22 protein-coding genes are annotated in these 22,447 nt (G+C 71.6%); 11 read left to right on the top strand and 11 right to left on the bottom strand.

Going from position 1 to position 22,447, the window contains the following annotated elements; translation table 11 throughout:
- Positions 1 to 2 precede the first annotated feature (2 nt).
- Both AB0F81_RS15130 and AB0F81_RS15125 read left to right on the top strand, forming a co-directional pair.
- Entirely contained in the window at positions 3 to 1,130 is a 1,128-nt protein-coding gene (locus tag AB0F81_RS15130) for a geranylgeranyl reductase family protein (protein WP_360196759.1), read from the top strand.
- Between the two features lie 32 nt (positions 1,131 to 1,162).
- The gene (locus AB0F81_RS15125; RefSeq protein ID WP_360196756.1) at positions 1,163 to 1,933 is read left to right on the top strand and encodes an isoprenyl transferase; all 771 of its coding nucleotides are present in this window, start codon (positions 1,163 to 1,165) and stop codon (positions 1,931 to 1,933) included.
- A 172-nt stretch (positions 1,934 to 2,105) separates the two neighbouring features.
- Here the strand turns inward: AB0F81_RS15125 and otsB are convergent, their stop codons facing one another.
- Positions 2,106 to 2,912, bottom strand: a complete 807-nt coding sequence (otsB, locus tag AB0F81_RS15120) for a trehalose-phosphatase (RefSeq protein WP_360196753.1) — start codon at positions 2,910 to 2,912, stop codon at positions 2,106 to 2,108.
- Positions 2,913 to 3,186: 274 nt separating this feature from the next.
- Here otsB and AB0F81_RS15115 point away from each other — a divergent pair, with 274 nt between their 5' ends.
- The 4 genes from AB0F81_RS15115 to AB0F81_RS15100 all read left to right on the top strand — a co-directional run bounded on the left by AB0F81_RS15115 (position 3,187) and on the right by AB0F81_RS15100 (position 7,063).
- Positions 3,187 to 4,599, top strand: a complete 1,413-nt coding sequence (locus AB0F81_RS15115; protein WP_360196751.1) for a PhoH family protein — start codon at positions 3,187 to 3,189, stop codon at positions 4,597 to 4,599.
- Positions 4,600 to 4,838: 239 nt separating this feature from the next.
- Positions 4,839 to 5,540 carry a transglycosylase SLT domain-containing protein gene (locus AB0F81_RS15110; RefSeq protein WP_360196748.1) on the top strand — a complete coding sequence of 234 codons (702 nt, stop codon included), beginning with the start codon at positions 4,839 to 4,841 and terminating at the stop codon, positions 5,538 to 5,540.
- A gap of 64 nt (positions 5,541 to 5,604) precedes the next feature.
- Positions 5,605 to 6,396, top strand: a complete 792-nt coding sequence (locus tag AB0F81_RS15105) for a serine protease (protein WP_360196745.1) — start codon at positions 5,605 to 5,607, stop codon at positions 6,394 to 6,396.
- Positions 6,397 to 6,445: 49 nt separating this feature from the next.
- The gene (locus AB0F81_RS15100; protein WP_360196742.1) at positions 6,446 to 7,063 is read left to right on the top strand and encodes a rhomboid family intramembrane serine protease; all 618 of its coding nucleotides are present in this window, start codon (positions 6,446 to 6,448) and stop codon (positions 7,061 to 7,063) included.
- 42 nt (positions 7,064 to 7,105) lie between these two features.
- Here the strand turns inward: AB0F81_RS15100 and glpX are convergent, their stop codons facing one another.
- Positions 7,106 to 8,143, bottom strand: coding sequence for a class II fructose-bisphosphatase (gene glpX, locus AB0F81_RS15095; protein WP_360196739.1), 1,038 nt, complete (start codon positions 8,141 to 8,143; stop codon positions 7,106 to 7,108).
- 100 nt (positions 8,144 to 8,243) lie between these two features.
- Between glpX and AB0F81_RS15090 the strand changes: the two genes are divergently transcribed.
- The gene (locus AB0F81_RS15090; RefSeq protein WP_360196736.1) at positions 8,244 to 8,816 is read left to right on the top strand and encodes a DUF4245 domain-containing protein; all 573 of its coding nucleotides are present in this window, start codon (positions 8,244 to 8,246) and stop codon (positions 8,814 to 8,816) included.
- Between the two features lie 176 nt (positions 8,817 to 8,992).
- Here AB0F81_RS15090 and AB0F81_RS15085 read toward each other — a convergent pair whose 3' ends face one another.
- From AB0F81_RS15085 to AB0F81_RS15075, 3 genes are read right to left on the bottom strand one after another with little or no spacing between them, the layout of a single operon-like run.
- A complete protein-coding gene (locus tag AB0F81_RS15085) occupies positions 8,993 to 9,193 on the bottom strand; it encodes an exodeoxyribonuclease VII small subunit (RefSeq protein ID WP_360196733.1) in 201 nt (66 codons plus the stop codon).
- The gene (gene xseA / locus AB0F81_RS15080; RefSeq protein WP_360196730.1) at positions 9,190 to 10,431 is read right to left on the bottom strand and encodes an exodeoxyribonuclease VII large subunit; all 1,242 of its coding nucleotides are present in this window, start codon (positions 10,429 to 10,431) and stop codon (positions 9,190 to 9,192) included. The genes AB0F81_RS15085 and xseA overlap by 4 nt, the downstream gene beginning before the upstream one ends.
- A gap of 9 nt (positions 10,432 to 10,440) precedes the next feature.
- The gene (locus AB0F81_RS15075) at positions 10,441 to 11,001 is read right to left on the bottom strand and encodes a hypothetical protein (protein WP_360196727.1); all 561 of its coding nucleotides are present in this window, start codon (positions 10,999 to 11,001) and stop codon (positions 10,441 to 10,443) included.
- 116 nt (positions 11,002 to 11,117) lie between these two features.
- Between AB0F81_RS15075 and AB0F81_RS15070 the strand changes: the two genes are divergently transcribed.
- A complete protein-coding gene (locus AB0F81_RS15070; protein WP_360196724.1) occupies positions 11,118 to 12,092 on the top strand; it encodes a 4-hydroxy-3-methylbut-2-enyl diphosphate reductase in 975 nt (324 codons plus the stop codon).
- On the opposite strand, the gene AB0F81_RS15065 is transcribed toward AB0F81_RS15070, so the two are convergent.
- Positions 12,085 to 13,218, bottom strand: coding sequence for a DNA recombination protein RmuC (locus AB0F81_RS15065; RefSeq protein ID WP_360196721.1), 1,134 nt, complete (start codon positions 13,216 to 13,218; stop codon positions 12,085 to 12,087). The genes AB0F81_RS15070 and AB0F81_RS15065 overlap by 8 nt on opposite strands.
- A 54-nt stretch (positions 13,219 to 13,272) precedes the next feature.
- Between AB0F81_RS15065 and AB0F81_RS15060 the strand changes: the two genes are divergently transcribed.
- Positions 13,273 to 13,968: a hypothetical protein gene (locus AB0F81_RS15060; protein WP_360196718.1), complete on the top strand. Its 696-nt coding sequence runs from the start codon at positions 13,273 to 13,275 to the stop codon at positions 13,966 to 13,968.
- Between the two features lie 221 nt (positions 13,969 to 14,189).
- On the opposite strand, the gene AB0F81_RS15055 is transcribed toward AB0F81_RS15060, so the two are convergent.
- From AB0F81_RS15055 to AB0F81_RS15035, 5 genes are all read right to left on the bottom strand, one after another.
- Entirely contained in the window at positions 14,190 to 14,741 is a 552-nt protein-coding gene (locus AB0F81_RS15055) for a hypothetical protein (RefSeq protein ID WP_360196715.1), read from the bottom strand.
- 71 nt (positions 14,742 to 14,812) lie between these two features.
- Positions 14,813 to 17,350, bottom strand: coding sequence for a valine--tRNA ligase (gene valS / locus AB0F81_RS15050; protein ID WP_360196713.1), 2,538 nt, complete (start codon positions 17,348 to 17,350; stop codon positions 14,813 to 14,815).
- Positions 17,351 to 17,393: 43 nt separating this feature from the next.
- On the bottom strand, positions 17,394 to 18,062 hold the full coding sequence (locus AB0F81_RS15045) for a Pr6Pr family membrane protein (RefSeq protein ID WP_360196710.1): 669 nt from the start codon (positions 18,060 to 18,062) through the stop codon (positions 17,394 to 17,396).
- Between the two features lie 244 nt (positions 18,063 to 18,306).
- Complete coding sequence (locus AB0F81_RS15040) at positions 18,307 to 18,804, bottom strand: methylated-DNA--[protein]-cysteine S-methyltransferase (RefSeq protein WP_360196707.1); 498 nt, start codon at positions 18,802 to 18,804, stop codon at positions 18,307 to 18,309.
- 122 nt (positions 18,805 to 18,926) lie between these two features.
- Positions 18,927 to 20,420: an AlkA N-terminal domain-containing protein gene (locus AB0F81_RS15035; protein ID WP_360196704.1), complete on the bottom strand. Its 1,494-nt coding sequence runs from the start codon at positions 20,418 to 20,420 to the stop codon at positions 18,927 to 18,929.
- Between the two features lie 110 nt (positions 20,421 to 20,530).
- Here AB0F81_RS15035 and AB0F81_RS15030 point away from each other — a divergent pair, with 110 nt between their 5' ends.
- Together AB0F81_RS15030 and ychF are read left to right on the top strand one after the other, a co-directional pair.
- Positions 20,531 to 21,328 (top strand): alpha/beta hydrolase, encoded by a 798-nt coding sequence (locus tag AB0F81_RS15030; RefSeq protein WP_360196702.1) that lies wholly within the window; start codon positions 20,531 to 20,533, stop codon positions 21,326 to 21,328.
- Between the two features lie 11 nt (positions 21,329 to 21,339).
- On the top strand, positions 21,340 to 22,425 hold the full coding sequence (ychF, locus tag AB0F81_RS15025; RefSeq protein ID WP_360196697.1) for a redox-regulated ATPase YchF: 1,086 nt from the start codon (positions 21,340 to 21,342) through the stop codon (positions 22,423 to 22,425).
- Positions 22,426 to 22,447: the final 22 nt, after the last annotated feature.

The raw sequence follows: 22,447 nt of genomic DNA, 5'->3' as shown, positions 1-22,447 counted from the left end.
TGATGGGGATCGATGCCTACGACGTGGCGGTGATCGGCGCGGGACCGGCCGGCTCGGCAGCGGCGATCGCCGCCCGCCGGGCCGGCGCCCGCGTCCTGCTGCTGGACCGCGCGGACTTCCCGCGCGACAAGACCTGCGGTGACGGCATCGCGGCCGAGGCGGTCGACGTCCTGACCGGCCTCGGCGTCGCCGACGCCACCAGCGGATTTGCGCCGATTGGCCGGCTGCGGCTGGTGGCGCCCGGCGGCACCGCTGCGGCTCGGGAGCTGCCGCGGCCCGCCTACACCGTGCCGCGGCGGATCTTCGACGAACGGCTGGTGCGCGCCGCGGTCGCCGCCGGCGCGGTGCTGCGCCGGCACACCGTGCGGCAGCTCGAGGAGCGGGACACCGTCGTGATCGACGGGACGTTCCGGGCGCACGTGGTGATCGGCGCCGACGGGGCCGGGTCGGTGGTGCGGCGCTCGATCGGCGCGGCGGTCAACCCGGCCGGGCATCTGGCGATCGCCATCCGCGGTTACCGGCCGACCGGCAACACCGGCGAGCAGGTCGTGGTGACCACGCGGCAGCGCTGGCCCGCGTACGCCTGGGAGTTCCCGCTCGGCGACGGCACCGCCAACGTCGGCTACGGGGAACTGCTGCGCGGGACGGCGCTGTCCCGTTCGTACCTGCTGGGCCGGCTGGCCGAGCTGCTGCCCGGCGGCGAGCTCGCCGCCGTGCGCGGGCACCACCTGCCGTTGTCCACCCACCGGCCGGCGCCCGGCCGAGGCCGCGTGCTGCTCGCCGGCGACGCTCTTTCCCTGATCAACCCGTGCACCGGCGAGGGCATCTTCTACGCCGTGCTCTCCGGCGCGCTGGCCGGCGCGGAAGCCGCCCGCGGTCCGCACGAGGTGGCGCGGCGGTACCGTGACGCGCTGCGCCGCCGGCTCGGCCGGCATCTGCGGCACTCCGCGGCCGCCGCCCGGCTCACCACCTGGCCGCGGGTCGCCGACGCGGCCGTGGCCGCGGCCGCCGCCGACGCCGGGGTCTTCGCCCGGATGGTGGAGCTGGGACTCGCGGACGGGTTGCTGGACGCTCGCACGATCGGGCGCATCGCGGCGAGGTTGGCCCCATGGCGTACCGTCCCCGCGTGATCGTGCGGCCGGGGTGGTTACGCTTTGCGGTGATGAGTCTGCGTTCCCTGGTCTATTCCTTTTACGAGCGGCGGCTGGCCGGCAAGCTGGCCGGCAAGCCCGTGCCCCAGCACATCGGCGTGATGTGCGACGGCAACCGGCGCTGGGCCCGCGAGATGGGCTTCGTCGACCCCAACGACGGCCACCGCGTCGGCGCCACCCGCGTCAAGGAGCTGCTGACCTGGTGCGATCAGGCCGGCATCGAGCACGTCACGCTCTACCTGCTGGCCACCGACAACCTGCGCCGGCCGGCCGCCGAGCTGGACCCGCTCGTCAAGATCATTGAGGATCTCGCCACCGAGCTGGCCGAGGACGGCAACCCGTGGCGGCTGCGCATGGTCGGCGCGCTCGACCTGCTGCCCGCCGGCACCGCGGCGACGCTCAAGGCCGCCCAGGAGCGCACCCGCGAACGCAGCGGCGGCGTCGAGGTCAACATGGCGGTCGGCTACGGCGGGCGGCGCGAGATCGCCGACGCGGTCCGCTCGCTGCTCTACGAACACGCCGCCTCCGGCGGCACCCTGGAGGAACTCGCCGAGATCCTCGACGTCGAGCACATCGCCGAGCACCTCTACACCCGCGGGCAGCCCGACCCCGACCTGGTCATCCGCACCAGCGGCGAGCAGCGGCTGTCCGGGTTCCTGCTCTGGCAGTCGGCGCACTCGGAGTTCTACTTCCACGATGCCAACTGGCCGGACTTCCGGCGCATCGACTTCCTGCGCGCGCTGCGCTCCTACGCCGGCAGGCAGCGCCGTTACGGCGCCTAGATTCTCCTTTTCCGTACGCGTCAGCGGGCGCCCAGGAGCAGTTACGGGGTGCCGTGCCCACCCCGCGAGGCAGGCCTGCCGTCCCGGCCCCAGCGCGACCGCCGGGCTCAAGCACAGCCTCACTGCGCGAAGTCCGGGCGCGCTGCGCGCCCGGACTTCACCCGGTGCGGGGTCAGAAGCGGCGCAGGCCGTCGGTGAGGAAGGCGGCCACCGCGTCCGGCGACTCCAGGGTCAGGTCGGCCGCGCTGGACACCTCGGCGCCGGTCTCCGGGTTGGCCACGGCGACGGCCATGCCGAAGAACGCCGGGTCCACCGCCTCCCGGGCACGCAGCGCGTCGAACGCCTTGATGTCGGACATGTCATCCCCGAAATACCACGCGCAGCCCGCCTTGCGGACGCCCTCGGTGATGACCATGCCCTTGTCCTGGTCGACCGGCGGCTTCAGCTCGGCCACCATGCGGCCCCGCTGGATCCGCAGCCCGAGCTTCTCGGCCTGCTCGTGCGCCCAGCGCTCGACCGTCTCGGCCAGCTCCGGGGCGACCCGGTAGTGCAGGGCCACCGACAGCCGCTTGAACTCCACCAGGATCTCGCCGGGCAGCTCGGCACGGGCACGGTCGGCCAGCTCGGCCATCGTGGGCACGAACTCCAGCGCGGCCGGCTCGGTGACCACCTCCCCGTCGTGCCACACCTCCAGCCCGTACAACCCGTACAGATCGACGTGCTCGAGGGTCGCGAAGCGCGACCGCAGGAAGCTCACCGGCCGGGCCGAGACGATCGCCACCCGGGACACGACCGACGCCAGCTGCTCCAGCACGCCGGGCACGGCCGGCACCGGCTGCGAGGCGTCGGGGTCGTCGGTGACGGGCGAGAGAACACCGTCGAAATCGAAGAAGAACGTCGTCGCGGATGCGCGCTCGGCGGTGAATGCCCACGCCTCGTCGGTGGTCAGCGGATGTGTCGGACGCGTCGTCTCTGCCACGCAGTCAGATTACCCGCGGATGGTCGTCTTTCATGCCGTGCGATTTCGCGTGCGGCGAGCGTCACCCCTGCGTGCCCGATTTTGCGCTCTACCGCAGGACGCAGTTGACCGCTAGCGTTTGAGGCATGGCACGGGGTCATCCCGAGCCAGCCGGCCGGCCCGGACCTGCGACAACTTGCGCCACAGGGCCCGCAATCCGACCCTGTGCATGTGCCGGCGGCCGGAGGTGGCGGACCGCGGGCGGACCGGGTTGCACGCCCGCTGGAGCAGGCCTGTGACATCTCGCCGTACCGATGCCGGGACCCCCTCGAACCCGGCCGACGCAGTCTCCAGCAGCCGTCCCGGCACGGGTCGCCGTAAGGCCCGAGACCGGCACGCTGACGCAGAACCCGCCCCCGCCGGGCGGGTTTTTGTTCTGGACACTTCGGTCCTGCTGTCCGACCCGGCGGCTTTCCGCCGGTTCACCGACCACGAGGTGGTCATCCCCCTCGTGGTCATCTCCGAACTGGAGGGCAAACGTCACCACCCCGAACTCGGCTGGTTCGCACGCCAGTCCCTGCGCATGCTGGACGAGTTGCGGATCAAGCACGGCCGCCTCGACCAGCCGGTGCTCTGCAACGACGAGGGCGGCACGCTGCGTGTCGAGCTCAACCACGCCGACCAGAGCGCGCTGCCGCACGGTTTCCGCAACGACTCGAACGACACCCGCATCCTGTCGGTGGCGCTCGGGCTCGCCGCGGAGGGCCGCGACGTCACGCTGGTCAGCAAGGACATGCCGCTGCGGGTCAAGGCCGCCTCGGTCGGCCTGACCGCCGACGAGTACCGGCACGGCCAGGCCAGCGACCCCACCTGGACCGGCATGGCCGACCTGCAGCTGTCCGAGGAGCAGGTGGTCGGTCTCTACTCCGGTGAGGAGCTGGAGGTCGAGGAGGCCGAGACGCTGCCCTGCCACACCGGCCTGGTGATCCACTCGTCGCGCGGCTCGGCGCTGGCCCGGGTCAACCCGGACAAGTCGATCAAGCTGGTCCGCGGCGACCGGGACGCGTTCGGCCTGCGTGGCCGCTCCGCCGAGCAGCGCGTCGCGCTGGACCTGCTGCTCGACGAGTCGATCGGGATCGTCTCGCTGGGCGGCCGGGCCGGCACCGGCAAGTCCGCCCTGGCGCTCTGCGCCGGCCTCGAGGCGACCATGGAGCGCAACCGCCACAAGAAGGTCGTCGTCTTCCGCCCGCTCTACGCCGTCGGCGGCCAGGAGCTCGGCTACCTGCCCGGCAGCGAGTCGGAGAAGATGTCGCCCTGGGCCCAGGCGGTCTTCGACACCCTCGGCGCGGTGGTGCACGCCAACGTCGTGGAGGAGGTGCTGGCCCGCGGGATGCTCGAGGTGCTGCCGCTGACCCACATCCGCGGCCGCAGCCTGCACGACGCGTTCGTGATCGTCGACGAGGCGCAGTCGCTGGAACGCAACGTGCTGCTGACCGTGCTGTCGCGCATCGGCCAGGGATCGCGGGTGGTGCTCACCCACGACGTGGCGCAGCGTGACAATCTGCGGGTCGGCCGGCACGACGGTGTGACCGCGGTGATCGAAGCGCTGAAGGGGCATCCGATCTTCGCCCACGTCACGCTGACCCGTTCGGAGCGGTCCCCGATCGCCGAGGTGGTCACCGACCTGCTGGAGGAGATCCCCCTGTGAGATGACGCCAGCGCGAGTTTTTGTGCCGAAATGAAGTAAAAAATGCTGTGACTAAAGTCACAAGACCGCGCTGGCATTTCACATCCACTTCACGTTGCGCCATGGTGTTCGGCGGGCACCTGGCCATTCCCCTGCGGGTGTGAGGCGGCGACCGGAGGGTCGCGGGTGCTCGCGGCGCACTTCACCGAAAGTGACGGTGGGGATGCGCCGCGTCATTGCCCCCGACGAAGGGATTCTTCGTGAAGCGGCTCTGGAGCCGGCTCGGAGTCCGTGCGGCGTCAGTCAGTCTTCTCCTGGCCGGTCTGGTCGGCGGTGTCTACGTCGGGCAGACGCAGGACTTCCAGGAGCAGAGTGCGGAGACGGCCCTCGTCGTCCAGGCGAACGCGGACGAGATCCAGCTGCTGAAGGCACGCCAGGCCGACCACGCCGCCGCCCGGGCCTATCGCAGCCAGGCGGAGGACGCTGCCGCCTCGAAGGCCGCGGCGGAGGTCAAGGCGGCCGCGGGCAAGGCCCGTACGCTGGAGAAGAAGGCCATCGCCGAGGAGAAGAAGGCCAAGGAAGAGGCCGAGGAGAAGGAGGCCGAGGAGAACGGCGGCCCGGTCCCGTTCACCGGCGACATCCCGGAGTCCTGCGACGAGTACAGCGGCAGCCGCAAGATCGGCTGTGCCCTGATGCTCGACAAGGGCTTCAAGCTCGACCAGTTCCCGTGCCTGGACAAGCTGTGGAAGAAGGAGAGTGGCTGGAACTACAAGGCCACCAACCGCAGCTCCGGGGCGTACGGCATCCCGCAGGCCCTGCCGGGCACCAAGATGGCCTCGGCCGGTGACGACTGGAAGACCAACCCGGCCACCCAGATCAAGTGGGGCCTCGGCTACATCAAGGGCCGCTACAACACCCCTTGCGCAGCCTGGAACCACTCGCAGAACGTCGGCTGGTACTGACCAGCTCGCGACGGGGCTGTGCGGCGTGCCGCACAGCCCCGTTTTGCTGTGATCAAATGTCTGCATGGTCCGAAATGCCGCTTCGCTTGTTCTGGCCGCCGCGGTCGCGATGCTGCTCGGCTCCGCGTATCAGCCCGCCCGGGCCGCCGACGGGGACCAGCCGATCCGTGAGGTGGTCGGCGGCAAGGTCGCCGAGGCCGGCAAGTTCCCCTGGGTGGTGCGGCTCTCCATGGGCTGCGGCGGCACGCTGACCGCGCCGCGGGTGGTGCTCACCGCCGGGCACTGCGTCGGCGAGACCGGCCCGAACAAGGAGATCACGGTCACCGCGGGCGTCACCGACCTCAAGTCCCGCCGGGCGATCACCGTGAAGTCGCTCGAGGTGATCCGGGCCGAGGACTTCATCACCGAGACCCGCGGCGACGACTGGGCGGTCGTCAAACTGGCCCGCCCGCTCGACCTGCCCACCATCGACCTGGTCGAGGACGGCAGCGGCGACACCGGCACGTTCACCGTGATGGGGTGGGGGCAGACCCGGGAGAGCGCGCTGCGGCAGGAGCGCCGGCTGCACTACGCCAGTGTGCCGACGATCCCGGACGACAAGTGTGCGGCGGCGTACCGCAAGACCGGCGTGGAACTGGTGCGCGACGAGTCGATCTGCGCCGGCCGGCACGGCGTCGACACCTGCCAGGGCGACTCGGGCGGGCCGATGGTGCGCCGCGACGGGCGCGGCCGCTGGGTGCAGGCCGGCATCGTCAGCTGGGGGCTGGGCTGCGCCCGCGACGGCTACTTCGGCGTCTACACCCAGATCTCCACGTTCCGCCCGGCGATCCGTGAGGCGATCCGCAAACTCAGTTGACCCCGCTCCCGGGTGGCCGGTGGTGCGCCGCCCTGCCACCATCGACCGTATGGGCTACGGGTGGCCGGCCGCGCGCACCGACGACGCGGCGAGATTCGGCACAGACGCGTTCTATTCGTCGATCGGGCGTGCCTTCGTCACCATGTGCGCGGTGATCCCGGTCCTGTTCGTGATCGAGGCGATCGACGTGGGCCTCGGCCCCGGCACCCTCGACCTGGCCGGCGGCATCATCCCGCACCGCATCGAGGGCGTGGACGGCATCCTGTTCAGCCCGTTCCTGCACTCCGGGTGGGACCACCTCTACGGCAACGCCGTCCCGCTGATCCTGCTCGGCACGTTCGTGCTGGCCGGCGGCGCCAAGCGGGCCATCTGGTCCACCTTCGTGATCATGATGGTGACCGGGATCGGCGTCTGGTTCGTCGGCGACCCGAACAGCGTCGTGGTCGGCGCCAGCGGCATCATCTTCGGATATCTGGGCCTGCTGCTCACCCGCGGCCTGGTCGAGCGCAGCTGGTGGAACTTCGGCGTGGCCGTCTTCATCGGCCTGCTGTACTGGTACCAGCTCTACGGCATCCTGCCCACCGACCCGCGGGTCTCCTGGCAGGGCCACCTGCTCGGCCTGGTCGGCGGCATCCTCGCCGCCATCCTCTTCCGCCGCCGCCGCTGAGGGGATTGCGGCACACCGCAACCCCCTCAGCGAGCGGACTGCTCAGTGCGCCGGATCGGTGAGCGGCACCGTCGGCAGGTGCCCGTCGAAGTCGACAGCCGAGTAAAGGGCCAGCTTCTCCAGCCGGTGGTACGAGTCGATCACCCGGATCGTGCCGCTCTTGGACCGCATCACGATCGACTGGGTGTGCGCGCCGCCGGAGCGGTAGCGAACCCCCTTGAGCAGGTCGCCGGAGGTGACCCCGGTGGCGACGAAGAAGCAGTTGTCGCCGGTGACCAGGTCGTCGGTGGTCAGCACCCGGTCCAGGTCGTGGCCGCCGGCGATGGCCTTCTCCCGCTCCGCGTCGTCGCGCGGCCACAGCTTCGCCTGGATCATGCCGCCGAGGCATTTCAGCGCGCACGCGGCGGTGATGCCCTCGGGCGTGCCGCCGATGCCCATCAGCACGTCGACGTCGGACTCCAGGCGGGCCGCGGAGATGGCGCCGGCGATGTCACCGTCCGAGATGAACTTGATGTTCGCGCCGGCCTGCCGCACCTCCTCCACCAGCTTGGCGTGACGCGGACGGTCCAGGATGCACACCGTGACGTCGGAGACGCTGGAACGCTTCGCCTTGGCGATGCGCCGCAGGTTCTCGGTCACACCGGCGTTGATGTCGACGACGTCGGCGCAGTCCGGCCCGACGGCGATCTTGTCCATGTAGAAGACCGCGCTCGGGTCGAACATGGCGCCGCGCTCGGCCACCGCCAGCACCGCGATCGAGCCGGGCATGCCCTTGCTCATCAGCGTGGTGCCGTCGATCGGGTCGACCGCGACGTCCACCTCCGGGCCGGTGCCGTCACCGACCTGCTCGCCGTTGAAGAGCATCGGCGCCTCGTCCTTCTCACCCTCGCCGATCACCACGACGCCGCGCATCTGGATCGAGTTGATGAGTTTTCGCATGGCGTCGACGGCGGCGCCGTCACCGCCGTTCTTGTCGCCGCGGCCGACCCAACGGCCGGCCGCCATCGCGGCGGCTTCGGTCACACGGACCAGGTCGAGAGCGATGTTGCGGTCGAGGTCCTGGGGGACTCGGGCGGGCACGGCGGCCTCCTCGCGACGTTGCGGGGCTGGTTGGTTACCCGATCCTGGCATTAGAGGCCGCGCCAAGTCTCGGTTCAGCGACATGGTTAACAATGGGTTGGTGGAACCCGCATCGCCCCCGCAGTCGCAGCCCGTCCCCGCCGCCGAACCCGCCGCTCCCCGGCTCGCCGCACGGGAGGCCCGCCGGCCGCGTGACATGTTCCTGTCGCTGGCGGTGCTGCTCGTGCCGATCGCGCTGATGCTGACCTTCTACCGGCTGGTCCTCGACGGCGACAAGCCGATCACGGTCGACCCGAGCTCGGCGATCCAGCAGGCGTCGCAGGTGTTCACCGTGGCGCAGCCGACCGGCCTGGGCGACGACTGGCACGTCTCGTCGGCCTCCTTCCGCCGCGCGGACGACGGGGCGACGCTGCGCATCGGTTACGTCGACCCGGACGACGACCCGATCCTGCTGGTGCAGAGCACGGTGCCGGCCGCCACCCTGGTCCCGGCCGAGGTCGGCAAGGAGGGCAAGCGGATCGGCGCCTACCGCACCGACGACCGGACCTGGCTGCGTTACTCCGGCCGGCCCGGCGAGACCGCGCTGATCCTCAGTGAGCCGAACCGGACCGTGGTCATCGTCGGCAACACCGACCAGAAGAACCTGGACACGCTGGCCGCCGCCCTCTCCTGACCGGCCACGCTGGCCGCCGCCCTCTCCTGACCGGCCACGCTGGCCGCCGCCCTCTCCTGACCGGCCACGCTGGCCGCCGTGCTCTGGCCGGCCACGCTGGCCGCCGTGCTCTGGCCGGCCACGCTGGGTATTCGCCGCGCTGTGCCGGTCGCTGGGCAGCGTGGCTGGTCGCTGCGCTATTCGGCGCGGGCGGCCCGGGCCGCCTCGATGCGCTCGCGGGCGCCCTCCAGCCAGCGCTGGCAGATGTCGGCGAGTTTCTCGCCGCGCTCCCAGAGCGCCAGCGACTCCTCCAGGCTGCCGCCGCCCTGCTCCAGCCGCTCCACCACGGTGGCCAGCTCGGTGCGGGCCTGCTCGTAGCTGAGCTTCTCGTCGGTCATTGCCTCTCCTCTGCCGCGGTTGCCTGAAGCTCGCCGTCGGCGAGCCGGATCCGAAGAAGGTCACCGGCCGCCACCTCGTCGGCGGCGCGGACGACGTGGCCGTCGGCGCGCTGCACGATTGCATATCCCCGCTGCAGGGTCGCGGCCGGCGACAGCGCGCGCAGCCGGGCCACCGTGTGCCGCAGCTCGTCGTCGGCGCGGCGGACGCGGTGCTCCAGGCTGCGCCCGGCCCGGTCACGCAGCGCGGTCACCTCGGCGGCCCGCTGGTCGATCAGCGACTCCGGCCGGGCCAGCACCGGCCGGGAACGCCAGGCCTCGATCCGCTGCCGCTCCCGGTCGATCATGCCGAGCACCGCCCGGTCCAGCCGGGCCCGGGCGTGCTCCATCAGGCGCAGCTCGTCGGCGAGGTCGGGCACGATCCGCTTGGCGGCGTCGGTCGGGGTGGAGGCGCGCAGGTCGGCCACGTAGTCGAGCAGCGGCGCGTCGGTCTCGTGGCCGATCGCGCTCACCACCGGGGTGCGGGCGCCGAACACCGCCCGGCACAGCGCCTCGTCGGAGAACGGCAGCAGATCCTCCACGCTGCCGCCGCCGCGCGCGATGACGATCACGTCGATCGTGTCGTCGTTGTCGAGCACCTTGAGCGCGTCGATCATCTGCGGCACCGCGGTCGGACCCTGCACCGGCACGTTGATCACCCGGAACTCCACGGCCGGCCAGCGCCGCCGCGTGTTCATCAGCACATCGCGCTCGGCGGCGCTGGCCCGGCCCGTGATCAGCCCGATCCGGCCGGGCAGGAACGGCAGCCGCCGCTTGCGCTCGCGGGCGAACAGGCCCTCCGCGGCGAGCAGGCGTTTCAGTTTCTCCAGCCGGGCCAGCAGCTCACCGAGACCAACCTGGCGGATCTCGTCGGCGCGCAGGCTCAGCGTGCCCCGGTTGGGATAGAACTCCGGCTTGGCGTGCAGCGTGACCCGGGCGCCCTCGGCGAGGTCGGGAGCGCCCGCGTCGAGCACGTCGCGGTGCGCGGTGACGGTCAGGCTCAGGTCGGCGGACGGGTCGCGCAGGGTCAGGAACACCACGCCGGAGCCCGGCCGCCGGCTGATCTGCGCCACCTGCCCGTCGACCCACACCCAGCCCAGCTTCGCGATCCAGGCCCCGATCTTCTGGCTGACCACGCGCACCGGCCACGGCTCGTCGGCGCTGCTCTTGGCCGGGCTCTTGTCCGCGTCAGGCTGTGTCACCCGGCCAGATTAGGTCAGCCCACCGACATTCTCGGCGGTGCGATCCGGGGTGGCGGCGTACGCGCGTGGCTCGGCGTGCCCGCGGTAGTGGCTCAGATCCACCGGAGTGCGCCGCTCCGGCAGCCGCCGCTCCACCAGCGTGACCGCGCTCAGCAGCAGCAGCCCGGCGCAGCCCCAGAAGATCACGTCGATGATCAGGTACTTCGCGTCCACGTGCGGGCCGTCGCCGGTGCCTAGGAACGGATAGGGAAATCCCCGCCGTTCGGGGTACGCCGCCAGGCAGCACCGCTGCGTGACCGGCAGCGCGCTGAGCACCAGCCCGGCCGGCGCCACCGGCCCGGCGATCAGATATCCCGCCCGGCTCGGCGCGATGCGGTGCCGGGTCAGCAGCAGCATCCCGCCGAGCGCCAGCACCACGTGGAAGATCAGGTACGCCGGGGTCAGCCCACCGTCCATTTCGACGGCCAGATTCAGCAGCCCGATGCCGAGGAAGAACCAGCCGGTCATCACCCGCAGCACGGCCGGGATCGAGGGCCACAGGCCGGCGCCGTGCCCGTCCTCGCCCACCATGAACCGAGTATCCCGCCCGTTCTGCACTTTTCGTTGTGAAACCGACCGATCGGCCGGCGGCTGTGGCGCTGATCGCAGCCGAGCAGCCCCCGCACCCGGCCACGTACCATGGCCGGGTGACTGAACCTCGTAAGCGGGTGTTGCTCGCCAAGCCGCGTGGCTACTGCGCCGGTGTCGACCGCGCCGTGCAGACCGTCGAGGAGGCGCTGAAGCTCTACGGCGCCCCGGTCTACGTGCGCAAGCAGATCGTGCACAACAAGCACGTGGTGAGCACGCTGGAAGCCCGTGGGGCGATCTTCGTCGAGGAGAACTACGAGGTGCCCGAGGGCGCCACCGTGGTCTTCTCCGCCCACGGCGTGGCGCCCGAGGTGCACGACCAGGCCCGCGAGCGCAACCTGAAGGCGATCGACGCCACCTGCCCGCTGGTGACGAAGGTGCACCACGAGGCCCGCCGCTTCGCCGCGGAGGACTACGACATCCTGCTGATCGGCCACGAGGGCCACGAGGAGGTCATCGGCACCTCCGGCGAGGCCCCCGCGCACATCCAGCTCGTCGACGGCCCCGACGACGTGGACAACGTCGTGGTCCGCGACCCGGCCAAGGTCGTCTGGCTGTCGCAGACCACCCTGTCGGTCGACGAGACGATGGAGACCGTGGCCCGGCTCAAGACCCGGCTGCCGCTGCTGCAGTCCCCGCCGAGCGACGACATCTGCTACGCCACCTCCAACCGGCAGCACGTGATCAAGGAGATCGCGCCGGAGTGCGACGTGGTGATCGTGGTCGGCTCGACCAACTCGTCCAACTCGGTGCGGCTGGTCGAGGTCGCCCTCGGCGCCGGCGCGCGGGCCGGGCACCTGGTCGACTACGCCTCCGAGATCCAGGACGAGTGGCTGGAGGGCGCCACCACGGTCGGTGTCTCGTCCGGCGCCAGCGTCCCCGACGAGCTGGTCATGGAGGTGCTCGCGCACCTCGCCGACCGCGGCTTCGGCGAGGTCACCGAGTTCACCACCGCCGAGGAGCGCCTCACCTTCTCCCTGCCGCAGGAGCTGCGGCGCGACATGAAGGCCGCGGCCGCGGCACGGGCTAGCTGAGCTCCGGCGCCTGCGGCTGCCGGGGCGTCAACTCCACCTGTACGGGCGGGGGCAGCTCGTCGTCGGCCACCCCCATCTCGGCGAGTTTGCGGGCGCTCACCAGCACCCGTGACTCCAGCGAGCCGACCGCCCGGTTGTACGCGGTGACCGCCCCGCCCAGCGCCGACCCGAGCTTGTCCACGTGGTCGCCGAGGGTGGACAGCCGCCCGTACAGCTCCCGGGCCAGGCCGTGCACGGCGGCCGCGTTGCGGGTCAGCGCCTCCTGCCGCCACGAGTAGGCGACCGTCCGCAGCATCGCGATCAGCGTCGCCGGGGTGGCCAGCACCACGTTGCGGCGGAACGCGTACTCCATCAGCGTCGGATCCCGCTGCAGCGCCGCGTCCAGGAACGGGTCGGCCGGCACGAACAGCACCACGAAGTCGGGTGTCGACTCGAACGCCGTCCAGTACCGCTTGCCGGACAGCGAGTCGACGTGCGCCCGCAGGTGCCGGGCGTGCTGGTCCAGGCTGGCGTCGCGTTCCGGCTCGTTGCGGGCCTCCATCGCGGACAGGTAGCCCTCCAGCGGCGCCTTCGCGTCGACCACCACACTGCGGCCGCCGTGCAGCCGCACCACCAGGTCGGGCCGGACCCCCTGCTGGTCGGTGGACCCGGTGACCTGCTCGGCGAAGTCGCAGTGCTCCAGCAACCCGGCCGCCTCCACGATGCGCCGTAGCTGATGCTCACCCCACCGGCCGCGCACCTGCGGCGCGCGCAGCGCGGCCACCAGCTGCCGGGTCTCCATCCGCAGCTCACCGGAGACCACACCCATGGCCCGCACCTGCTCACGCAACTCCGCGTACGCGTCCACCCGGTCGTGCTCGAGCTGCGCCACCCGCTCCTCGTAGCGTCGCAGCGTGTCGTGCAGCGGCGCCACCGCGCGGGCCACCGCCTCCTGCGACTGCGCGGTCGCCTCATAGGACAGTGCCCGCAGCGACTGCTCCAGCCGCTGCTCGCCGTCGCGGGCCGCCGCCAGGGTGGCCTCCAGCCGGGCGATGTCGGTGGCGGCGCGGGCCCGGGCGGCCAGCCAGCCCAGGGCGGCGCCGGCCACCAGGCAGACCAGAATCACGGCCAGTGTCGAGAACGTCACCACCGCAGATTGCCAGAAAGGTCGGACACGACTCGCGGAGGTACCGTGGAAAACATGACGAGCGTGTTGCTGATCCTGGCCATTGTGGCGGTGGTCGTGCTGGTCATCGCCGCGACACAGCGCAGCGGGCAGGCGCGCCGGCAGACCCAGCTCGAGGACGCCCGGGCCGAGGCGCAGCGGTGGTATGAGCGGCTCGGCGGCCAGGTGATGAACCTCAACTCCGACGACCCGGCGGCCCGGCAGGCGCTCGCTGACGCGAGCGAGCGTTACAACGCGGCCGGCGGCCAGCTTCAGCAGGCCAACACGGTCCGGCAGTTCGAGCTCGCCCGGGAGTCGGCCCTCGAGGGGCTGGCGTACGTGCGGGCCGCCCGCACCGCGATGGGCATCGACCCGGGGCCTGAGCTGCCGCAGCTCGCCGGCTCGCAGGGCACCGGTCACCTCACCCAGGACCGCGAGGTCACCGTGCAGGGGCACGCCTACAAGGCGGGCCCGCGGCCGGGACCGGACACGCCGTACTACTACCCCGGCGGCCGGGTGCAGGGCCGTCCGGTCCCCGCCGGCTGGTATTCGACTCCGGTGTGGAAGACCGCGCTCGGTGCGGGCGCCGGCGTCCTGGGCGGCATGCTGATCTTCGACGCGCTGTTCTCACCCGGCTTCGGCTACGACGGCGACTTCGGCGACCCCGGCAGCGATTTCGGCGACGGCGGCGACTTCACCGGCGGCGACTTCGGCGGAGACTTCGACTTCTGAGCCCGCCGGCGCCCTTCCGCGCTTGCCGGCGGCCTTCCGCCCGCGGCGTTTCGCCTCGCCTGCGGCTTCCCGCCTTGCCGGCGGCTTCCCGCCTTGCCGGCGGCTTCCCGCCTTGCCGGCGGCTTCCCGCCTTGCCGGCGGCTTGCCGCCCCGCGGGCTTTCGCCTTGCTGGCGGCTTCCCGCCTCGCCTGGGGCTTCAGCTTGCGGCTTTTTGGCGGCTTCTAGGGTTTGCCGGCGGCGCGCATCCGCCGGTCCAGCTCGCGGCGTAGCGCAGCGGGGCTCGGCCAGATCTGCGTCAGGTCGGCGGTGAAGGCCGGGCCGCGCGGGGTGTCGACCAGGGTCGGCTCACCGTGGTCCGGGCCCTGCACCGGGTGCACGCTGTCCAGGTCGGCCGGCACGACTTCGAGGACGGTGCGCAGCCCGTCCCGGCGGACCACCACAGCGGTGATGTCCGCCCAGTCCAGCAGGATCGGGTCACTGTCCTGCGCGGCCAACTCCAGGCCGCCGGCCGAGACCCGCACCCAGGTGGGCAGCGCCGCCCGCGCGGACAGCGCGTAGGCGCCGGCCACCACGGCGCCGATGACCACCGCCTGGAGGCTGGCGACCCACCACGGGTCGCCGGTGTCGCCGGCTATCCAGCCGACCACCGGCGACACCGCGACATAGGCCACCATCAGCGCCAGGAACACCACGGTGAAGGTCCGGGCCGGCGAGGACCGGAACAGTACCGCGTCCCTGGCCGGAGCCTCGACCTCCTCCGGTGCGATCGACATGCCTCCTATGGTGAACCACCCGGCCCTCCCGCTACCGGGGTTTGGCCAGGTCAGCGTCAGGTCACGTCAGCTCAGAAGGCACAGGCGATAACCAGCTCGGGTGTGCGGTCACGCAGCAGGTCGAGTTTCGTGATCCGGCCGGCCGCCCGGAAATCACCGTCGATCAGCTCCAGCCGGTCGAGCACCTCCGCCGGCCCGAGCGCCTCGGCGAGCGGCACCTCCGTCTTCATGGACAGCTTGCGGTCGGACTTGGCCCGCCGCACCTGGCGCAGCGCCTCACCGGCCAGATCGAGCAGCGACGGGTCTCCCTCCGGCGCGACCCTGGTCAGCTCATACGTCGTCGGCCAGGTGGCCTGGTGCACCGATCCATAGCGCCACCAGGACCAGACCTCCTCGGTGACGTAGGGCAGGAACGGCGCGAACAGCCGCAGCTGCACCGACAACCCGGCGGCCAGCGCGGCGCGGGCCGAGTCGGCGCCCGGCCCCGACCCGTACGCCCGGTCCTTGACCAGCTCGATGTAGTCGTCGCAGAACGTCCAGAAGAACGTCTCGGCCGCCTGCAGCGCATCGGTGTGCTGGTATTGCTCGAACGCGCTGGTCGCGTCGGTCAGCACCTGCGCCAGCCGGCCGAGCATGGCCCGGTCGAGCGGCTCGGTGACCGGCTGCCGCAACGCCTGCTCCGCGCCCAGCCCGAGCGCGAACCTCGACGCGTTGAGCAGCTTGGTCGCGAGCCGCCGCCCGACCTTGAGCTGGGCGGGCTCGAACGCCAGGTCGGCGCCGGGCCGCCCGCCCGCCGCCCAGTAACGGACCGCGTCCGACCCGAACTGCTCCAGCAGGGCGATCGGGGTGACCACGTCGTTCCCCTGCGACTTGGAGATCTTCTTGTGGTCCGGGTCGAGGATCCAGCCGGACAGCACGGCCCGTTTCCACGGCAGCACGTCGGCCAGCTGGTCGGCGCGCAGCACCGAGGAGAACAACCAGGTCCGGATGATCTCCTGGCCCTGCGGCCGCAGATCCATCGGGAAGACCCGCCGGTGCAGGTCGTCGTCGGTGCTCCAGCCCGTGACGATCTGCGGGCTCAGCGACGACGTCGCCCACGTGTCCATGACGTCGGGATCGGCGGTGAAGCCGCCCGGGACGCCCCGCTGCTGCTCGGTGAACCCGGGCGGGCACTCCGAGGACGGGTCGACCGGCAGCGTCGAATCGTCCGGTATGAGAAGCTGGTCGTAATCCGGCTCGCCAGCGTCGTCGAGCCGGTACCAGATCGGGATCGGCACGCCGAAGAACCGCTGCCGGCTGATCAGCCAGTCCCCGGTCAAACCGTTCACCCAATGCTCGTACCGATGGCGCATGCTCTCCGGGACCCACTGCAGCTCCCGGCCGCGCGCCAGCAGGCGCTCGCGAAGCTGGGCGTCGCGCCCACCGTTACGGATGAACCACTGCCGGCTGGTGACGATCTCCAGCGGCGAGTCGCCCTTCTCGTAGAACTTGACCGGATGCGTGACCGGCCGCGGCTCGCCGAGCAGATCACCGGACTCCCGCAGCAGCCGCACCATCTCGCGGCGGGCCGCCGTGACGGTCAACCCGGCGAACCCCTGATAGGCCGCGGCGGGAACCCCGGCCGGCCGATCCGGCAGGAACCGCCCGTCCCGGCCGAGCACGACCCGCGTCTCCAGGCCGAGATCGCGCCACCAGGTGACATCGGCCAGATCGCCGAACGTGCAGACCATCGCGATGCCGGTGCCCTTGTCCGGGTCGGCCAGCGGATGCTCCCGAACCGGGACCTCGACGTCGAAGAACGGAGTCCGCACCGAGGTCAGCCCGGCGAACCGCGGATCACCGGGGTGATGGACCAGCGCGACACACGCCGGCAGCAACTCGGGCCGGGTCGTGTCGACCTCGACGGGGCCGGCCGGCCCGTGGAAACGCAGCAGATGGAACGCGCCCTGCCGCTTGCGGTCCTCCAGCTCGGCCTGCGCGACCGCCGTGCGGAAACCGACGTCCCACAACGTCGGCGCCTCCGCGGTGTAGGCCTCACCCCGGGCCAGGTTTGCCAGGAACGCCCGCTGCGAGACCGCCCGGGCCTTGTCGCCGATCGTCGTGTAGGTCAGGTCCCAGTCGACGGACAGACCCAGCCGGCGCCACAGCGCCTCGAACGCCTTCTCGTCCTCGACGGTCAGCCGGCCGCACAACTCGACGAAATTGCGCCGGGAGATCGAAATCGGCTCCTTCGGCGCCGACGCCGGTGGCTGCCAGTGCGGGTCGTAGGGCAGCGCCGGATCACACCGGACCCCGAACAGGTTCTGCACCCGCCGCTCGGTGGGCAGCCCGTTGTCGTCCCAGCCCATCGGGTAGAAGACGGTCTTGCCGCGCATCCGCTGGAACCGCGCGACCGTGTCGGTGTGCGTGTAGGAGAAGACGTGGCCGATGTGCAACGAGCCCGATACGGTCGGGGGAGGTGTGTCGATCGCATACACATCCGCCCGCTCCTTGGAACGGTCGAAAGCGTATGCACCCTCCTCCTGCCAGCGCGGCGCCCACTTCTCCTCGAGCCCGTCCAGCGACGGCCGCTCGGGGAGCCCCTGGCGCCCTGTTCCCGTATCAGTCATGCCGGTCAGCGTAGGACCGGCGACCCGCCCGCGGCGAGACCTTTTAACCGCCTGTGGACAACGCGTCAGCCCTGGTCGGACGCGGCACCCGGGCGGCGAGCCGGTCCCACCCGATCAACAGGGCGGCCAGCACCGCGAAATAGCCGCCCAGGATGACCATCTGCATCGTCACCCCGCCGTAGCCGCCGTGCACACCCGGATCGAGGAACGGATACGGGTACCGGTACGGCGCGGCCGGGAACACGATCGCCCGGAAGACCGCGACCACCCCGTAGCCCAGCGGGAAGAGCAGCCAGAGCGGAAGATCGCGCCAGGGCACCCGGCGGCGGGGCCCGAACGCCATCCAGTCCGCCACCACCATCAGCGGAACCACGTAGTGCACGAGGAACTGCGACCAGTTCGCCAGTGCGGCTGCCGGGTCAGGATCGGTCAGGCCGGGCAGCGGGCTCGCCCCGTGGTTGAGGACGAAGTGCGAGATCAGGCAGGTGATCAGAATCCACAGGGTGACCGGGCCGCGCAGCCGTGGGGCGGGGGCTTCGGTGCTCTGCCGCCGCACCATCCAGTAGACGGCGCCGGCGAAGTAGCCGAGGACGATCAGATTGCTCTGACAGGTGTAGAAGATGATCCGGTGCTCGCCGGTCAGCAAGCCGGCCACCGCGCAGACGACGATGGCTGCCCGCCACCACAGCTGTGGGCTGAGATAGATCGACACCGAGCCTCCAAGTCACCGGGTCGATCATGGTAAGCGCCCCCTCCCGTCAGGCCATACGCCGGTCAGGCGGAGCTTCACCGACGCCGGAGGCGACGGGACGGGGCCGGGAACCGGGCGGGAGGCGCCCACCTGGACCACCTGGACCGGCCCGGCGGTCGCGGCGCCTGGGGTGACCAGGCGCCCGGATCGCGCGAGAGGCAGAGCCCCGTAGTTGCGGTTGGGGAGCCGATACCCGTACGAAGGATCAGTTGGCGGCCTCGTGTTGCAGCAGCCAGGACTTGACCGGCAGGCCCCAGCGATATCCGCCGAGGGAACCGTCCGTGCGCAGCACGCGGTGACACGGCAGGAACAGCGCAACCGCGTTGCGGGCGCAGGCGGAAGCGGCCGCGCGGATGGCGGTGGGGCGGCCGGCGAGCTCGGCATAACGGGTGTAGGTGACCGGGGCGCCCGGCTTGATCTGCCGCATCACCTCCCAGGCGTGCACCATGAACTCGCCGCGGCTGTGCTGCTCCACGACGACGCCGTCCAGCGCGGTCAGGTCGCCGGCCAGATAGTCACGCACCGCGGCGCGGACGGGGCCGACGTCGTCGTTCTCCTCCACGGGAGCGGCCAGGGCCGGGTGCACGAGTCTCATCAGCTCGGGCACGTCGGTGGTGAAACCGGAGGCGCGGACCGCACCCGTGTCTGTGGTGATCACGGTGAACGGGCCGACGGGAGTGTCCATGGTCGAGTGACGCAGCATCTTCTTCTCCTCACACGGGGGATCCAGCGTGGCCCACCGCGCGCGATCTTGCGCACGGGCCTGTGGACAACGCGGGATTGTGGACAACGGTCCGCGCGGGTTTCGGCGCGGGTAGGTTTCGCTCAGGCCGCACGCCAGAGGCGGATCAGGGCGTAAGAGCGCCAGGGCCGCCAGCGTTCGGCGTGCTTCGCGAGAGATCGGGGGGTTTCGGGCAGGCCGAGTGCCGCGGCGCCGCGGCGGGCGGCCAGGTCCGTTTCGAGGAAGACGTCGGGGTCGCCGGTGGCGCGCATGGCGACGTAACCGGCGGTCCAGGGTCCGATGCCGGGCAGTTCGGTCAGCCGGGCGACGGTTTCGGCGCGGTCGGCGCCGGGTTCCAGGTCGAGTTTGCCGTCGGCCACGGCTTCGGCCAGGGCGCGGATGGTGGCGCGGCGGCTGGCCGGCATGCCGAAAGCGGAGTCGGGAAGGGCGGCGATCACGTCGGCGCGGGGAAAACCGGTGAGCGGCTCAGCAGGCAAGGTGGCGGTGGACTCGGGGGAGGGGGAGGGGCCCTCGGAGAGGCCCCCGGAGCGGCCCTCGCCGGCGGCACCAGCGGCGGCCCGCAGGATCCGGTGCAGCGTGGTCCGAGCCCCCGCCACACTCACCTGCTGCCCCACCACCGCCCGCACCGCCATCTCGAACCCGTCGACCGCCCGCGGCACCCGGACCCCGGGCTCCTTGCGCACCACGGCCTCCAGCGCCGGATCCGCCCCCAGCATCCCGTCGACCGCCACCGGGTCCGCGTCCAGATCGAACAGCCGCCGGCATCGTGCCACCGCCGGCGCCAGGTCCCGCACGTCGCTGAGGCGCAGCGTCGCGTGCACCCACCGCTCACCCGGCCGCAGCGCCACGCTGGCGCTCCCGTGCGGCAGCAGCATGCCCCGCCGGTACGTCTCACCGTCCAGTTCGTCCACTCCCGGCAGGGTCCGGGCGCCCAGAAACTCCATGATCGACCCCGCGTGCAGCGGCGGCCGGTACGCCAGCCGCAGGTTGATCACTCCCGCTTCGGCCCGCCCGGTCGGCCGGTTCTCCCGCAGCCGGCTCGGCGAACTGGCATAGACCTCGAGCATCGTGTCGTTGAACTGCCGCACGCTGCCGAATCCGGCCGCGAACGCGATGTCCGCCAGCCCGAGGTCGGTGGTTTCGACGAGGATGCGCGCCGTCTGCGCCCGCTGTGCCCGCGCCAGCGCGAGCGGCCCGGCGCCGAGCTCGGCGGTGAGCATCCGGTTGAGGTGCCGTTCGGTGTATCCGAGGCGCCCGGCCAGCCCGGTCACCCCTTCGCGGTCGACGACGCCGTCGCCGATGAGCCGCATGGCGCGGCCGACCGTGTCGGCCCGGGTGTCCCATTCCGGGGAGCCGGGCGCGGCGTCGGGCCGGCATCGGCGGCAGGCGCGGAACCCGGCCCGCTGGGCGGCGGCCGCGCTGGGGTGGAACGTCACGTTCTCGCGTTTCGGGGTGACGGCCGGGCAGGACGGCCGGCAGTAGATCCCGGTGGTTTTCACGGCCGTGTAGAAGCACCCGTCGAACCGCTGGTCGCGGCTGTCGACGGCCCGGTAGCAACGCTCGAAGTCCAGCTCCATGATGTCGAGTCTGCTCCGGCGAGGGCGGCTTCGGCTGGCGGGATTCGGACATCGACGCCAGCTGTCAACTCTGGTTGACGACACGAGCTTTCGTCAACTACGGTTGACACATGGAGACCTTGGCGAGCAGGACTGACATCCGGTGGCGCGCCTTCGGCGGCGGCCCCAAGGTCGTGCTTCTGCACGGCGGCATGCAGACGTCGGCCAGCTTCACGAAGCTGGCCCGGGCGTTGGCGACCTCGTTCACCGTCTACGTTCCCGACCGGCGCGGCCGCGGCCACAGCGGGCCGGCGGCGCCCGGCCACGGCCTGCGCCGCGAGATCGACGATCTCGCGGCGGTCCTCGACGAGACCGGGGCGCGCAACGTGTTCGGCCTCAGCTCCGGCGCGGTCGTCGCGCTGCGCGCGGCGATGGAGCTGCCCATCGAGCGCCTCGCGCTCTACGAGCCGCCGCTCAAGCACGGCGACCACGACCCGGTCGCCTGGCTGCCGAGGTACGAGAAAGAGCTCGCCCGCAACCGGCGCGCGGCCGCGTTCGTCACGGTCGTCAAGGGCACCGGCGGTCTGCGGTTCGCCCCTCGCGCCGCCGTCATCCCGATGATGGGCCTGGTCATGCGCGCCGGTGAGGGCCGGCAGATCGGCGAGCTGGTGCCCACGATGCGCCTGGACGCGGCGGTCGTGCAGGATGCGGCCGGCCCGCTGAACCTCTACGCGGGTGTGACGGCGGAGACCCTGCTGCTCGGCGGCGAGCGCTCCCCGGCGTACCTGAAAGGGGTGTTGAACGGCCTGGAGCCGGTGCTGCCGCGAGTGCGCCGGGTGACCTTGAGCGGCGTGGGTCATCTGGCCGCTGACAACAGTGGCCGGCCCGGCCTGGTCGCCGCCGAGCTGCGGAAGTTCTTCGGCCCGTAGACTGGCGTTCCGTGAGCCTCACCATCGGAATCGTCGGCCTGCCCAACGTCGGCAAGAGCACCCTGTTCAATGCCCTGACCAAGAATGACGTGCTCGCCGCGAACTACCCGTTCGCGACGATCGAGCCCAACGTCGGCGTGGTCGGGCTGCCGGACGAGCGGCTCGGCAAGCTCGCCGAGCTGTTCGGCAGCGAGAAGATCCTGCCGGCGCCGGTGAGCTTCGTCGACATCGCCGGCCTGGTCCGCGGCGCGTCCAAGGGTCAGGGCCGCGGCAACGCCTTCCTCGCCAACATCCGCGACGCGTCCGCGATCTGCCAGGTGGTGCGCGCCTTCTCCGACCCGAACGTGCTGCACGTCGACGGCAAGGTGTCGCCCGCCGACGACATCGAGACGATCAACACCGAGCTGATCCTCGCCGACCTGCAGACGGTCGAGAAGGCGCTGCCCCGCCTGCAGAAGGAGGCCAAGCTCAAGAAGGAGAAGGCCGCCACGGTGGCCGCGGCCGAGGCCGCGTTCAAGCTGCTCAACGACGGGGTGACCCTCTACCAGGGCGCCGCGGCGGCGGGCGTGGACCTGAGCCTGCTGGGCGAGCTGCACCTGCTCACCACCAAGCCGTTCCTCTACGTCTTCAACGTCGACGAGGCCGAGCTCGGCAACGAGGCGTTCCTCGATGAGCTGCGCGTCCTGGTCGCGCCGGCCGAGGCCGTCTTCATGGACGCGAAGATCGAGTCCGAGCTGATCGAGCTCGACGACGACGAGGCGCTGGAGCTGCTGCAGTCCACCGGCCAGTCCGAGCCCGGCCTGAACCGGCTGATCCGGGTCGGCTTCGAGACGCTCGGCCTGCAGACCTACCTGACCGCCGGCCCGAAGGAGGCCCGCGCCTGGGTGATCCCGGTCGGCGCGACCGCCCCCGAGGCGGCCGGCGTGATCCACTCCGACTTCCAGCGCGGCTTCATCAAGGCCGAGATCGTCAGCTACGACGACCTCATGGCGGCCGGTTCGATGGCCGCGGCCAAGGCCGCCGGCAAGGTGCGCATGGAGGGCAAGGAGTACGTGATGAAGGACGGCGACGTGGTCGAGTTCCGCTTCAACGTGTAGTTCCCGCCCGCCGGGCCGGCTG

It is taken from the genome of Actinoplanes sp. NPDC024001 (genome assembly GCF_040638955.1).
GTDB lineage: Bacteria > Actinomycetota > Actinomycetes > Mycobacteriales > Micromonosporaceae > Actinoplanes.
This window is presented reverse-complemented; position numbering and strand designations above follow the sequence as displayed.

What these genes read in the sequence shown, in the direction of transcription:
- AB0F81_RS15130 (WP_360196759.1), top strand. Translation starts at nt 3, where the DNA reads ATGGGGATCGATGCCTACGACGTGGCGGTGATCGGCGCGGGACCGGCC.
- AB0F81_RS15125 (WP_360196756.1), top strand. Translation starts at nt 1,163, where the DNA reads ATGAGTCTGCGTTCCCTGGTCTATTCCTTTTACGAGCGGCGGCTGGCC.
- AB0F81_RS15105 (WP_360196745.1), top strand. Translation starts at nt 5,605, where the DNA reads ATGGTCCGAAATGCCGCTTCGCTTGTTCTGGCCGCCGCGGTCGCGATG.
- AB0F81_RS15100 (WP_360196742.1), top strand. Translation starts at nt 6,446, where the DNA reads ATGGGCTACGGGTGGCCGGCCGCGCGCACCGACGACGCGGCGAGATTC.
- AB0F81_RS15085 (WP_360196733.1), bottom strand. Translation starts at nt 9,193, where the DNA reads ATGACCGACGAGAAGCTCAGCTACGAGCAGGCCCGCACCGAGCTGGCC.
- AB0F81_RS15075 (WP_360196727.1), bottom strand. Translation starts at nt 11,001, where the DNA reads ATGGTGGGCGAGGACGGGCACGGCGCCGGCCTGTGGCCCTCGATCCCG.
- AB0F81_RS15060 (WP_360196718.1), top strand. Translation starts at nt 13,273, where the DNA reads ATGACGAGCGTGTTGCTGATCCTGGCCATTGTGGCGGTGGTCGTGCTG.
- AB0F81_RS15055 (WP_360196715.1), bottom strand. Translation starts at nt 14,741, where the DNA reads ATGTCGATCGCACCGGAGGAGGTCGAGGCTCCGGCCAGGGACGCGGTA.
- valS (WP_360196713.1), bottom strand. Translation starts at nt 17,350, where the DNA reads ATGACTGATACGGGAACAGGGCGCCAGGGGCTCCCCGAGCGGCCGTCG.
- AB0F81_RS15040 (WP_360196707.1), bottom strand. Translation starts at nt 18,804, where the DNA reads ATGCTGCGTCACTCGACCATGGACACTCCCGTCGGCCCGTTCACCGTG.
- AB0F81_RS15035 (WP_360196704.1), bottom strand. Translation starts at nt 20,420, where the DNA reads ATGGAGCTGGACTTCGAGCGTTGCTACCGGGCCGTCGACAGCCGCGAC.
- AB0F81_RS15030 (WP_360196702.1), top strand. Translation starts at nt 20,531, where the DNA reads ATGGAGACCTTGGCGAGCAGGACTGACATCCGGTGGCGCGCCTTCGGC.